This window comes from Shewanella sp. BJSY2023SW007 (assembly GCF_047314525.1).
Lineage (GTDB): Bacteria > Pseudomonadota > Gammaproteobacteria > Enterobacterales > Shewanellaceae > Shewanella > Shewanella chilikensis.
The window spans coordinates 1-13,872 of sequence record NZ_JBKORL010000062.1 but is presented as its reverse complement, the minus strand read 5'-3'; the positions used below and the strand labels follow the sequence as shown (position 1 = coordinate 13,872).

Annotated in this window: 9 protein-coding genes and 2 rRNA genes; 8 read left to right on the top strand and 3 right to left on the bottom strand. The window is 53.7% G+C overall.

What is annotated here, in order from left to right; translation table 11 throughout:
* The 3 genes from ACMHXE_RS09480 to ACMHXE_RS09470 form a co-directional block, all read left to right on the top strand.
* Nucleotides 1-1,721, top strand: a 23S ribosomal RNA gene (locus ACMHXE_RS09480); the annotation flags it as partial.
* Between the two features lie 179 nt (nt 1,722-1,900).
* Nucleotides 1,901-2,016, top strand: a 5S ribosomal RNA gene (gene rrf / locus ACMHXE_RS09475).
* A 220-nt stretch (nt 2,017-2,236) separates the two neighbouring features.
* Entirely contained in the window at nt 2,237-3,511 is a 1,275-nt protein-coding gene (locus tag ACMHXE_RS09470; protein WP_101057636.1) for a CinA family nicotinamide mononucleotide deamidase-related protein, read from the top strand.
* An 86-nt stretch (nt 3,512-3,597) separates the two neighbouring features.
* Here ACMHXE_RS09470 and ACMHXE_RS09465 read toward each other — a convergent pair whose 3' ends face one another.
* The 3 genes from ACMHXE_RS09465 to argE form a co-directional block, all read right to left on the bottom strand.
* Nucleotides 3,598-4,137: a DUF1439 domain-containing protein gene (locus tag ACMHXE_RS09465; RefSeq protein ID WP_101057634.1), complete on the bottom strand. Its 540-nt coding sequence runs from the start codon at nt 4,135-4,137 to the stop codon at nt 3,598-3,600.
* The gene (gene ppc / locus ACMHXE_RS09460; RefSeq protein WP_071237672.1) at nt 4,134-6,770 is read right to left on the bottom strand and encodes a phosphoenolpyruvate carboxylase; all 2,637 of its coding nucleotides are present in this window, start codon (nt 6,768-6,770) and stop codon (nt 4,134-4,136) included. The genes ACMHXE_RS09465 and ppc overlap by 4 nt, the downstream gene beginning before the upstream one ends.
* A gap of 144 nt (nt 6,771-6,914) precedes the next feature.
* Entirely contained in the window at nt 6,915-8,066 is a 1,152-nt protein-coding gene (gene argE, locus ACMHXE_RS09455; RefSeq protein WP_413732081.1) for an acetylornithine deacetylase, read from the bottom strand.
* A 264-nt stretch (nt 8,067-8,330) separates the two neighbouring features.
* On the opposite strand from argE, the gene argC reads away from it, so the two are divergent.
* From argC to argH, 5 genes are all read left to right on the top strand, one after another.
* Complete coding sequence (gene argC / locus ACMHXE_RS09450) at nt 8,331-9,311, top strand: N-acetyl-gamma-glutamyl-phosphate reductase (RefSeq protein WP_071237674.1); 981 nt, start codon at nt 8,331-8,333, stop codon at nt 9,309-9,311.
* A gap of 33 nt (nt 9,312-9,344) precedes the next feature.
* On the top strand, nt 9,345-10,127 hold the full coding sequence (argB, locus tag ACMHXE_RS09445; RefSeq protein WP_165564300.1) for an acetylglutamate kinase: 783 nt from the start codon (nt 9,345-9,347) through the stop codon (nt 10,125-10,127).
* A gap of 11 nt (nt 10,128-10,138) precedes the next feature.
* Nucleotides 10,139-11,044 carry an ornithine carbamoyltransferase gene (locus ACMHXE_RS09440; RefSeq protein WP_101057631.1) on the top strand — a complete coding sequence of 302 codons (906 nt, stop codon included), beginning with the start codon at nt 10,139-10,141 and terminating at the stop codon, nt 11,042-11,044.
* 34 nt (nt 11,045-11,078) lie between these two features.
* Nucleotides 11,079-12,302 carry an argininosuccinate synthase gene (locus tag ACMHXE_RS09435; protein WP_025889296.1) on the top strand — a complete coding sequence of 408 codons (1,224 nt, stop codon included), beginning with the start codon at nt 11,079-11,081 and terminating at the stop codon, nt 12,300-12,302.
* 65 nt (nt 12,303-12,367) lie between these two features.
* Nucleotides 12,368-13,735, top strand: a complete 1,368-nt coding sequence (gene argH / locus ACMHXE_RS09430) for an argininosuccinate lyase (RefSeq protein ID WP_101057629.1) — start codon at nt 12,368-12,370, stop codon at nt 13,733-13,735.
* Nucleotides 13,736-13,872 lie beyond the last annotated feature (137 nt).

Genomic DNA, 13,872 nt, shown 5'->3' with positions numbered 1-13,872 from the left:
TGCGGTAGAGGAGCGTTCTGTAAGCCGTTGAAGGCGAAGGGGTAACCCACGCTGGAGGTATCAGAAGTGCGAATGCTGACATGAGTAACGATAAAGGGGGTGAAAAACCCCCTCGCCGAAAGACCAAGGGTTCCTGTCCAACGTTAATCGGGGCAGGGTGAGTCGACCCCTAAGGCGAGGCTGAAAGGCGTAGTCGATGGGAAACGGGTTAATATTCCCGTACTTCTGCTAACTGCGATGGAGAGACGGAGAAGGCTAGGCCAGCGCGGCGTTGGTTGTCCGCGTTTAAGGTAGTAGGTGGTGTGCTTAGGCAAATCCGGGCACACATACACTGAGAGCTGATGACGAGTCCCCAAGGGGATGAAGTGGTTGATGCCATGCTTCCAGGAAAATCTTCTAAGCTTCAGGTTAGTAGAAATCGTACCCCAAACCGACACAGGTGGTCGGGTAGAGAATACCAAGGCGCTTGAGAGAACTCGGCTGAAGGAACTAGGCAAAATGGTACCGTAACTTCGGGAGAAGGTACGCTGCCGGCGGTGAAGACCTCGCGTCGTAAGCTGCTGGCAGTCGCAGATACCAGGTGGCTGCAACTGTTTATCAAAAACACAGCACTGTGCAAAATCGCAAGATGACGTATACGGTGTGACGCCTGCCCGGTGCCGGAAGGTTAATTGATTGGGTTATCTTCGGAGAAGCTCATGATCGAAGCCCCGGTAAACGGCGGCCGTAACTATAACGGTCCTAAGGTAGCGAAATTCCTTGTCGGGTAAGTTCCGACCTGCACGAATGGCGTAATGATGGCCACGCTGTCTCCAGCCGAGACTCAGTGAAGTTGAAATTGCGGTGAAGATGCCGTATACCCGCGGCTAGACGGAAAGACCCCGTGAACCTTTACTATAGCTTGGCACTGAACATTGACCCTACATGTGTAGGATAGGTGGGAGACTATGAAGATGAGACGCCAGTCTTGTTGGAGTCAACCTTGAAATACCACCCTTGTAGTGTTGATGTTCTAACCTTGGTCCCTTATCGGGATTAGGGACAGTGCCTGGTGGGTAGTTTGACTGGGGCGGTCTCCTCCCAAAGAGTAACGGAGGAGCACGAAGGTTGGCTAAGTACGGTCGGACATCGTACGGTTAGTGCAATGGCATAAGCCAGCTTAACTGCGAGACAGACACGTCGAGCAGATGCGAAAGCAGGTCATAGTGATCCGGTGGTTCTGAATGGAAGGGCCATCGCTCAACGGATAAAAGGTACTCCGGGGATAACAGGCTGATACCGCCCAAGAGTTCATATCGACGGCGGTGTTTGGCACCTCGATGTCGGCTCATCACATCCTGGGGCTGAAGTCGGTCCCAAGGGTATGGCTGTTCGCCATTTAAAGTGGTACGCGAGCTGGGTTCAGAACGTCGTGAGACAGTTCGGTCCCTATCTGCCGTGGGCGTTGGATGATTGAGGGGAGCTGCTCCTAGTACGAGAGGACCGGAGTGGACGAACCGCTGGTGTTCGGGTTGTCATGCCAATGGCATTGCCCGGTAGCTACGTTCGGAATCGATAACCGCTGAAAGCATCTAAGCGGGAAGCGAGCCCCAAGATGAGTCATCCCTAGGTCCTAGAGACCTCTGAAGAGCCGTTCGAGACCAGGACGTTGATAGGCAGGGTGTGTAAGCGTTGCGAGGCGTTGAGCTAACCTGTACTAATGACTCGAGAGGCTTAACCATACAACCCAGATGGGTTTTACGGACTTGAAGAAGTCGATACTTGATTGAAGTTTGAACTCAGGCTCTGAAAAGAGCACAGCTTTCTGAATTTAGGAATGAATTTATCAAATACATCCTTGTATTTGACCCTAGCGGGCCGCGCTAAAGCGCGTTTAAAATTTGTTCCATACAATTTTATGTCTGGTGACAATAGCATTGTGGTCCCACCTGATCCCATCCCGAACTCAGAAGTGAAACGCAATCGCGCCGATGGTAGTGTGGGGTCTCCCCATGTGAGAGTAGGTCATCGCCAGACGCCTAACAAACAAAAAAGCCCTAGCTGAATGCTAGGGCTTTTTTGTTTGTCTCGCTTCCAGCGAGCACGACTTAACATGCAGCCCAAAGCTGCTGGCGCAGTGTGTGCCCCTCAGCTCGCAGCCAAGCTGCTTCGCGCTCCAGCCATCCATCAAGCTGTGCTTGCTATTCATCCTGCTGTTACTTAACTTATATGCAGTTTTTGCCAAAGGGATCTTTGAATGAAGTTAGAGATGATTTGTACCGGAGAGGAGGTGTTGTCCGGTCAGATAGTAGATACCAATGCCGCCTGGTTTGCCAATGTGATGATGGAGCATGGAATTGAGGTGCAGCGCAGGGTTACAGTTGGGGATAGGCTCGAAGATCTGATAGCTGTGTTTCAGGAGCGTAGCCTCCATGCCGATGTCATTCTGGTTAATGGTGGTTTGGGGCCAACCAGCGACGATCTCTCGGCCGAAGCCATGGCTAAAGCCAAGGGTGAGTCTCTGGTTGAGAACGCCGAATGGCGTGCCAAGATGGAGGCCTGGTTCAGCCGTAACAACAGAGAGATGCCAGCCAGTAATCTGAAACAGGCTTTGCTGCCTGAGTCTGCCGTCATGGTCGATAATCCGGTTGGCACGGCCTGCGGCTTTAGAGTCAAACTCAATCGTGCCTGGCTCTACTTCACTCCCGGGGTACCATTTGAGCTGAAACATATGGTTAAGGAGCAGTTTCTGCCCTTTATCAAACAGGAGTTCGGCCTGGATGCAAAAGTCGCATTGAATAAGCTGTTGACCCTGGGCCATGGCGAATCGACGCTGGCCGATAAGCTGGAAGCATTGGAGTTGCCAGCAGGGATCACCATAGGTTATCGCTCCTCTATGCCACATATAGAGATCAAGTTGTTTGCCCGCGGTGATAAGGCCATTGCTCTGTTGCCCCGAGTTACCAATCATGTACGACAGGTTCTGGGTACTGCGGTCGTTGCCGAAAATCGCGCGACGCTGGCGGAAGAGATCCATCACAGGTTGTTGAACTCAGGCCTTAGTCTTAGCCTGGCCGAGTCCTGTACCGGAGGTATGTTGACCAGTCAATTGGTGGCTTTCCCTGGCAGTTCTTCCTATTTGCATCAGGGGTTGGTGACCTACAGCAATGAGAGCAAGGTGCGTATTCTTGGGGTTCAACCTTCAACTCTGGATGACCATGGCGCTGTGTCGATTGCCACCGTTGAGGAGATGGCGATGGGGGCCAGGGCGATACTGGATAGCGACTATGCTCTGGCCACCAGTGGCATTGCCGGTCCTGACGGCGGTACAGAGGAGAAGCCTGTCGGTACTGTCGCCATAGCCTTGGCGACCAAGGGAGGTTGTTACAGCCAGATGATTCAGCTGCCAAGGCGCTCTAGAGAGCTGGTTCGCAGCCTCAGTAGCGCAGTAGCCTATGACATGCTGCGCCGCGAGTTGCTGGGCGAGGCGGTTATTGTTGATTACTCCTCCATTGGTCGATTTGCCAAATAGTCAAAGGCAGTAATAGGTTAAACCAGTAATAGGTTAAATAAAAATACGCAGCCAAGGCTGCGTATTTTTGTGCTGTGAATATCGATTTATTTAAACTCCAGCACCAGCTTGCCTGGTTTAACCTGAAGGCTCTTGGTCATATCGGCCAGTCTCGCTTGGTTGCTGTCCTGGGTGTCCAGAACATAAACCGGCTGACTTTCGAGGAAGTTGCGGATAAAGCCCATCAACTGTGGGGCAATACCTTGTAAAGCCCGCTGAATATCCTTGGGATTGGACTCGACAGAGGTCAACTCCAGACCACGGAGATAGACGCCATGGGTTTGGTTGTCATACCAAGGCTTGGCCTCAAACTCTGTCGTCAGGCTGGCACGCAGGGGAAACAGCGGTGTTCTGAGTATCAGCTCCGAGGTGGCTTTCACCGCCATGGTATCCGGCTTGTGCCCCAATTTGACTGTTACCCGATTCAACTGGATCTCTGTTGCCAGTGGCCCCTGGGTGTCTTGCATATCCAGTTGCAGCTCTTTATTCAGATAGGATTCCAGCTGCCCTTCGCTGATGCTGTATTGGCTGACACAGCCGCCCAACATCAGCATCAACCACAGAGACAGCAGTAGGGGCAGCCTCATCCTGTATTCCTCATGCCCGCCGCGACACCGGCTATGGTCAGCATCAGCGCCAGTTGCAATTGTTCCGAGGTTTCCTGTTCCTTGCGACTTCGGGCCAACAGCTCGGCCTGCAGGAAGTTGAGCGGGTCGATATAGGGGTTGCGAAGCCGCACCGATTCCCTGTTCCAGGGAGTATGCGACATCAGGCTGTCAGAGCGGGTCAGTTCGAGTACCGCCTGGATCCCCTGTTGCAGCCTCTCCCTGAGAGCTTCACCCAAATGACGCAGGTCTTCAGGCACCAGGCAGGTGTCGTAATAGCGGGCGAGGTTGGGTTCTGCCTTGGCATACACCATTTCCAGCATGGAGATACGGGTGTTGAAGAAGGGCCATTGACGCTCCATCTCCTGTAGCAGAGAAAGCTCTCCTCGCTTGGCTGCGGCTTCGAGCGCCTCACCGGCACCGAGCCAGGCCGGCAGCATCAAACGGTTCTGTGACCAGGCGAATATCCAGGGAATGGCGCGCAGGCTTTCGATACCACCATCCACCCGGCGTTTGGCCGGTCGACTGCCGAGTGGCAGCTTACCCAGCTCCACTTCAGGCGTTGCGGCTCTGAAATAGGCAACAAAGTCAGCTTCTTCCCTGACTATGCTGCGGTAGGCCAGTACAGACTCATCGGCCAGTCGCTGCATGCATTGCCGCCACTCCTGTTTGGGCTCAGGAGGTGGAAGTAAAGTGGCTTCCATCACCGCCGAGGTGTAAAGCGCCAGTGACTGCACCGCCAACTTAGGGAGACCGAACTTGAAGCGGATCATCTCTCCCTGCTCTGTCACCCGGATCCGTCCGTCAACTGAGCCCGGAGGCTGTGACAGAATCGCCTGGTGAGCAGGGCCGCCGCCACGACCGATAGTACCGCCACGGCCGTGGAATAGGGTCAGTTTGACGCCAGCCTTCTTGCATACCGCAACCAGTTGTTCTTGCGCCCGGTATTGTGCCCAGGCCGCGGCCATGACTCCGGCATCCTTGGCCGAATCCGAATAGCCAATCATCACTTCCTGCATGCCTTTGGTGTAACCCAGATACCAATCGATATCGAGCAGGGCAGAGATGCAATCGGCGGCATTGTTGAGGTCATCCAGGGTCTCAAACAGCGGCACTACCCGCATGGGATAGTGACAGCCGGTTTCTTTGAGCAGCAAGAGTACCGCCAGCACGTCGGATGGTTGGCTGGCCATGGATATCACATAGGAGCCCAGCGCTTGTTGAGGCTGAGTGGCTATCAAGCGGCAGGTTGCCAGTACCTCGGCCACCTCGTCTGATGGCTGCCAGTTTACCGGGATCAAGGGTCTGCGATTGGCCAGTTCCCTGAGCAGGAAGGCCTGCTTTTCTGTCTCATCCCAATGGTTGAAGTCACCCATGCCCAGATAGCGGGTAAGCTCGGCAATGGCATTGGCGTGGCGCTCTGCATCCTGGCGGATATCCAACCTCAGCATATGAATGCCGAAGCAGGCCAAGCGGCGCAACATATCCAGCAGCAAGCCATTGGCTATCAGACTCATGCCGCAATCGCACAGGCTTTGATACAGCATCAGCAGCGGCTTTTTCAGGTCGTCCTGGTGCCAGATGATGCTATGGCTGTCGATTTCGGGCTGATGACCTTCGAGGCGGGCATTGAGATAGTCTATGGTGTTGCGCAGCTTTTGGCGCAGATCTCTGAGCACGTCACGATAAGGTTCACAGCTGCCGTTGGTATACTGGCTCAGCTCCTCGTTGGCTTCTTCCATGGACAATTCGCCAACCAGAGAGACGATATCTTTGAGATAGAGTCTGGCGGCGGCATGGCGATTACGATCCAATACTTCCTGAGTGACCTTGGCGGTAACAAAGGGGTTGCCATCACGGTCGCCACCCATCCAGCTGGAGAATCGCACCGGCGCGATATCAATTGGTAGTTGGCTGCCGGTGCGCTCTTCTACCTGGTCGTTGAGCTGGCGTAAAAAGTCGGGAATCGCCTGCCACAGTGAGGTTTCGATAGTCGCCAAACCCCAGCGGGCTTCATCTACCGGTGTCGGGCGTTCGCGGCGGATCTCATTGGTATGCCAAATCTGGGCGATCAGCTGCCGCAGTCGCAGATTGATCTGTTTAAACTCGCGCTCGCTGAGCTGATCGTTTTCCAGAGCCGTCAGACAATCGACCACAGATGAGTACTTCTGGATCAGGGTGCGGCGGGATATCTCGGTCGGGTGTGCCGTCAGTACCAGATCTATGTTCATCTCTCTGAGACAGGACAGCATCTGCTTCTGATCTATCGGGCCGTTGAGCATGCGTCCGAGCAGTTGCTCCACGGGATCCGGTACACACACCAGTTCATCACAGTTGCGGCTGATGGTATGAAATTGCTCGGCGATATTCGCCAGGTTGAGAAATTGGTTAAAGGCTTTGGTGACCGGCACCAGTTCGTCATCGGGCAAGGCCGTCAGCAGTTCCAGCATCTGCTGGCGGGCGCTTTCGTCACCCTGACGGGAACTCTTGGCCAGTTGGCGGATCTGCTCCACCTTATCGAGAAATGGCTCCCCCAGATCGGATCGCATGGTGTCGCCGAGGATCTGCCCAAGCATACTGACGTTGGATCTTAAGGATGCATACATATCTGCCATCGTGTTGATTGCTCCAAAGAATAGTGAGAAAGAGTCGTCGTTTCGGGCGGACTTGAGTAGAGCACAATAACCAGCACTGTGCCCTGTGGTCAATACGCTGAGGTATTTGCTTCACGTTGTTTCCAGTGGCTGTGGGCTGGATCATTATTTTATACAGGCATGATAAATAAGCTGTTTCAGCAAGTTTATCGTAGGTTTGATCTGCGCCGTATCCAAATATTCATCCGGTTGATGAGCCTGCTCTATGCTGCCGGGTCCCAATACCAGAGTGTGGCACCCCAGTTGCCGAATATAAGGCGCCTCGGTGGCATAGTTCACCACTTGAGGTGCCTGTCCCGCCAGGCTGGCGACCAGTTGGCTCCAGGGAGAGTCTCTATCATCGGCAAACGGTTCTGAGCCGGGATAGAGTTCGCTGATGGAAACTGATCCTGGGAATTGTTCGCAGACCGGCTGTAAATACTGCTGCAGCATGAGTTGCAGATCGGTCAAAGCCAAACCGGGAAGCGGGCGAATATCCAGATGCAGATCACAGCAACCACAGATACGGTTGGCTGCATCGCCGCCGTGGACATGGCCAAAGTTCATGGTTGGGTAAGGTACACTGAAGGCATCTTCGCGATAGTGTTCGCTCAAATGCTGCTTGAGTTTAAGTAGTCGGCCTATGATCAGATGCATCACTTCTATGGCATTGAGTCCCTTGGCCGGATCCGACGAGTGGCCGCTGCGGCCCGTTACCCGAATGCCTTGAGCCATGTGCCCTTTATGCATATAAACCGGCCGTAGGCTGGTGGGTTCGCCTATGATGGCAAATTCAGGCTTGATTGCAGCGTTGGCGGCAAAGGCCTTGGCCCCATTCATTGTGGTTTCCTCATCGGCACTGGCGAGAATATAAAGAGGTCGCTTCATTTGTGTCAGCGGCAGTTGTTTCAAGGCCTCCAATATCAAGGCAAAGAAACCCTTCATGTCACAAGTTCCCAAGCCATACCAAAGGTTATCTTTTTCGGTTAGCCGAAAGGGATCATGCTGCCAACGGCCTTCATCGAACGGTACTGTGTCTGTGTGCCCGGCCAGCAGTAGGCCACCTTGGCCAGTGCCCAGGTTGGCCAGCAGGTTATGTTTGTTGCGACTGCCGGGCACCGGCTGGCGGCGGCACTCCAACCCCAAATCGCCAAACCAGTTGGCCAGCAAGTCGATAACGGCAGCATTGGATTGATCTTGTTCGGGCTCCAGGGCACTGATGGAGGGCGAGGCGATAAGCGCACTGAAGCTTTCTGTGAGTTCCGGCAGTTTTTTCATGACTATTCCGTAAAACATTAAAAATAACTATTCATATATATTGCATAAATAAATTGCTGTGTTAGTCTAGCAAACAGCTAAAGCCAGTGTCATCTTTCATGGTGACTAAATTCAGTGAGACTAAGTATGTTGAGTTCGACCTTGAGCTTGATTCAGACCAAAAACTGCAATAACTCCCTGCGACGATAAACTTGTCATTAGGCGCTGAGCCACGGGCTTTCGTTGTGCCCTTCCTTTTTTGATTAGCTTGAAGAATTAGAAACCATGAAAAATATCGCCATCATAGGGGCCAGTGGATATACAGGTGCCCAGTTAACCGCCCTGATCCAAGCTGAACCAGAGTTAAGCATTCAAGGGTTGTATGTCTCTGAAAATAGTCTGGATAAGGGCAAAAGCCTGGCAGAGCTTTATCCTGTATATCAACATATCTCTGCAGTGTTGCAGCCGTTAACGCCAGAGGCCAAACAGCAGATAGTGGCACAGGCCGACGCCGTGGCGCTGGCGACCGAACATTCGGTAAGCCTGGAATTGGCAGCCTGGTTTTATGCCCAGGGTCTGGCGGTATTTGATTTGAGCGGTGCCTATCGTTTCAGCGATGCTGCAAACTACCCCAAGTGGTATGGCTTTGAGCATAACCAAGCCGAAGTATTGGCACAGGCAGTTTATGGCCTGGCCGAGTGGAATGCCGAGGCCATTGCCAACAGCAAGATGATTGCGGTTCCCGGTTGTTATCCCACGGCATCTCTGTTGGCACTTAAGCCGCTCAAGTCACTGATGACAGATGCCTTCCCCGTTATCAATGCCGTTAGCGGTGTGACCGGAGCCGGACGCAAGGCGCAGCTGCACACCAGTTTCTGTGAAGTGAGTTTAACGCCCTACGGTGTGCTTGGTCACAGGCATCAGCCCGAAATCGCCAGCCAACTGGGGCAGGAAGTGATTTTTACTCCGCACCTTGGCAACTTCAAACGCGGCATTCTCGCCACCATTACGCTGCAGCTCAAGCCGGGTACCAAGGCAGAGGACGTTGCCGAGGCTTACAGCATCTACCATGGCTCGAGCATAGTCAGCGTAAAACAGAACCAATTCCCCAAGGTGGATGACGTGGTACACACGGGCAATTGTCATCTGGGATGGAAGTTTGATGAACAGAACCATTATCTGGTGGTGGCCAGTGCCATAGACAACCTGATGAAGGGCGCTGCCAGTCAGGCGCTACAATGCATAAAGATTCACTTTAAATACTAATTATTCCCGGAACGGTTAGAGAGAGTTGTCACTATGAGCACGAAAGACAAGGTGTTGGTTCTGAAAGTTGGCGGCGCACTGATGCAGTGTGAGATGGGAATGGCCAGGCTGATGGATACGGCGGCGAAAATGCTGGCCCAGGGACAGAAAGTGGTTCTGGTTCATGGTGGCGGTTATCTGGTGGATGAACAGCTCAAGGCCAATGGCATGGATACGGTGAAGCTCGATGGCTTGCGGGTCACGCCGCCGGAGCAGATGCCGATCATTGCCGGAGCCCTGGCCGGTATGTCCAACAAGATACTGCAGGCTGCGGCCATCAAGGCCGGTGTCGCCAGTGTTGGCATGAGTCTGGCGGATGCCAACTTGGTCGATGCGGTAATTAAAGATGAACGTTTGGGGCTGGTGGGTGACGTTTCCCCCAAAGACGGCAGCTATATCAATTTCGTCTTGTCTCAGGGTTGGATGCCCATTGTCAGCTCCATTGCAGTATCCAGCGAAGGGCAACTGCTTAACGTCAATGCCGATCAGGCTGCCACAGTGCTGGCCAAGCTGGTGCAGGGCAAGTTGGTGCTGCTCTCCGATGTTTCCGGAGTATTGGACGGTAAGGGGCAGTTGATCGCCAGCCTTAATCGCAGCGAAATCGACGACCTGGTGAAACTGGGCGTGATAGAGAAAGGCATGAAAGTCAAAGTAGAGGCGGCGTTGGAAGTCGCAGAACTCATGGGGCAGCCGGTACAGGTTGCTTCCTGGAGAGATGCGGCGCAACTGGCTGCATTGGCTCAGGGCGAAGCCGTGGGTACGCAAATAAAACCATAGGAGAAGGCAGTATGAAGCACCTGTTGACCATTAAAGAACTCACCCAATCCCAGTTGCTGGCGTTGTTGGACCTGGCCAAGAAGATCAAGTCCAGCCCGGCAGACTACCGACACGCGCTTGCGGGCAAGAGCGTAGTGATGCTGTTTGAAAAACCTTCCCTGCGCACCAGGGTCAGTTTCGATATCGGTATCCATAAGCTGGGTGGCCACTGTCTTTATCTGGATCAACAAAATGGTGCTTTGGGCAAGCGTGAATCTGTTGCCGATTTCGCCGGTAACCTTTCCTGCTGGGCCGACGCCATAGTGGCACGGACTTTCAGCCACAAGACCATAGAAGGCCTGGCCGAGTTCGGCACTGTGCCTGTGATCAATGCGCTGTCGGACTTATACCACCCTTGTCAGGCACTGGCGGATTTTCTGACCCTGTCAGAACAGCTCGGTGACTTGAGCAAGGTGAAATTGGCCTATGTGGGCGATGGCAACAACGTGACCCATTCACTGATGATAGGTGCTGCCATTTTGGGTGCCAGCATGACGGTTATCTGCCCCGAAGGGCATTTCCCTGATGGTCTGATTGTCAACGAAGTACAGCAACTGGCGGCAGAGAATGGAGGCAGCCTGGTATTGACTTCGGACATCGCCGCCCTGGAAGGTCAGGATGCCGTCTACACTGATACTTGGATTTCCATGGGCGACCAAACAGAACTTTCTGATATTGAAACAAAATTTAATCCTTATCAGATCAATCAGCCGCTGATGGATCAGTATAAGGTGAAGTATTTTATGCATTGTTTACCCGCTCACAGAGGGGTAGAAGTGACAGATGAGGTGATGGATGGCAAAGGTTCTCTGATCCTGCAACAGGCAGAAAACCGCATGCACGCGCAGAATGCCGTTCTGGTAACACTTTTGAGCTGATGGCCAAGGGCCAGTTGAATCTAGGAAAATTAAGATGTCTATTGCACAGAAAAACACAGATGTAAAAAAAGTTGTCCTGGCCTACTCCGGCGGCCTGGATACCTCGGCCATTATTCCCTGGCTGAAAGAGAACTATAACAACTGTGAGATCGTCGCCTTTTGTGCCGATGTTGGACAAGGGGAAGCCGAACTCGAAGGTTTGACAGAAAAGGCGTTGGCCTCCGGCGCCAGTGAGTGTCATATTGTTGATTTGAAAGAAGAGTTTGTTAAAGACTACATCTATCCCACCATAGCGACCGGTGCCATCTACGAGGGAACCTATCTGCTGGGAACCTCCATGGCCAGACCCATCATCGCCAAGGCTCAGGTGGAAGTGGCCCGTAAGGTCGGCGCTGACGCCCTGTGTCACGGATGTACCGGCAAGGGTAACGATCAGGTGCGTTTCGAAGGCTGTTTTGCCGCACTGGCGCCGGATCTGAAAGTGATTGCCCCTTGGCGTGAGTGGACCATGGAGAGCCGTGAAGATCTGCTGGCTTACCTGGCCGAGCGCAACATCAAGACCTCGGCTTCGGCCACCAAGATCTATAGCCGCGACGCCAACGCCTGGCATATCTCCCACGAAGGTGGGGAACTGGAAGATCCCTGGAATGAGCCCAGTAAAGAGGTCTGGACCATGACAGTCGATCCGCTGGATGCGCCAGATGAGCCTGAGTATGTCAGCCTGAAAGTGGAAAACTGCCGGGTGACTGAAGTCAACGGTGAAGCCCTGAGCCCCTATGCGGCGCTGATGAAGCTGAACCAGATTGCTGCCGCTCACGGTGTTGGCCGTATCGATATCACTGAAAACCGGCTGGTGGGGATGAAGTCCCGTGGCTGTTATGAAACACCGGGCGGCACTGTCATGTTTGCTGCTCTGAGAGCGGTAGAGGAGTTGGTGCTCGACAAGACCAGCCGTAACTGGCGTGAACAGGTGGCCGCTCAGATGGCACATCTGGTCTATGATGGCCGTTGGTTTACGCCTCTGTGCAACTCGCTGTTAGCGGCATCCGAGGCACTGGCCCAGGACATCAACGGCGAAGTGGTGATCAAGCTCTTCAAGGGCCAGGCGGTTGCCGTGAAGAAACGTTCTCCCAATAGCCTGTATTCCGAGGCGTTTGCCACCTTCGGTGAAGACACGGTTTACGATCAGAAACACGCCGAAGGCTTTATCCGCCTCTACTCATTGGCGAGCCGTATTCGCGCGCTCAACAGCAAGTAAGCGTCAATATATCAGGGGCGCATCGGCGCCCCTTAGTTTTTATGCCCGAGAAAGAGGACCTTATCATGGCTTTATGGGGTGGCAGATTCAGCGGTCAAAGCAGCGAACTTTTCAAACTCTTCAACGATTCCCTGCCGGTGGATTTCCGTTTACTGGAGCAGGATATCCAGGGCTCAGTCGCCTGGGCCGAGGCGATAACCCAGGCCGGCGTGTTAACCCAGGAGGAATGCCAGGCCCTGACTCAGGCGCTGGCTGAGTTGCTCGCAGAAGTTAAAGATACGCCGGAGCAGATCATCGCTTCCGGCGCCGAAGATATTCACAGTTTTGTGGAATCACAGCTGATCGCCAAGGTGGGTGACTTGGGTAAGAAGCTGCACACCGGCCGTTCGCGCAATGATCAGGTGGCGACCGATCTCAAGCTGTGGTGCAAACAGGAAGGCGCACACCTGCTGAGTCTGTTGATCGAAGTCAAACAGGGGCTGCTGGCTTTGGCCGAGCGTGAGTTGGATGCCGTGATGCCGGGATATACCCATCTGCAGCGGGCACAACCCGTGACCTTTGGCCACTGGGCTTTGGCTTATGTGGAAATGTTTGAGCGGGATATCAGCCGCTTGGAGGATGCACTGAATCGCCTCAACACCTGCCCTCTGGGTTGTGGCGCCTTGGCGGGTACAGCTTATGCCATCGACCGTCAGGCGCTGGCGGCCAGCCTGGGCTTTGCCTCTGCTACCCTCAACAGCCTGGACAGCGTGTCTGATCGTGACCATGTGATCGAGCTCTGCAGCGATGCCTCTATCAGCATGATGCACTTAAGTCGTATGGCCGAAGATATGATCTTCTTCAATTCCGGCGAAGCCAATTTTATCGAGCTGGCCGACAATGTCACCTCAGGTTCTTCCTTGATGCCGCAGAAAAAGAACCCCGATGCGCTTGAGCTTATCCGCGGTAAAGCGGGCAGGGTATACGGCAGCTTGATGGGGATCCTCACCACCATGAAGGCGCTGCCACTCGCCTACAACAAGGATATGCAGGAAGACAAGGAAGGCTTGTTCGATGTGATGGACAGCTGGAGCCTGTGTTTGAAAATGGCGGCTCTGGTGCTCGAAGGTGTCAAGGTTAACCGTGACAATGCGCTGGCCGCAGCTCAACAGGGATACGCCAATGCCACTGAGCTGGCGGACTATCTGGTGGGTAAAGGCATGCCATTCAGACAGGCACACCACGTTGTAGGTGAAGTGGTGTTGCATGCCATTGCCGAGGGTAAGCCGCTGGAAGCCTTGCCACTAGAAGTCTTGCAAGGCTATGCCGACATCATAGCGGAGGATGTTTATCCGCATCTGAGTATCGATTCCTGCCTGGCGAAGCGCAATATTCTCGGCGGTACCGCGGTAGAGCAGGTCAAGGCCGCACTGACAGCCAAGCAGGCCAAATAGAAGCTATCCCTCGGATTCGAGCCAAACAAAAACGCGCCAATCGGCGTAATGCCGATCAGTTAAGACAGATCGCTTGACGATCTCACTGAAAGGATCAAAATCCGATGACCCCATGTCATCGGATTTTTTTATGCAAC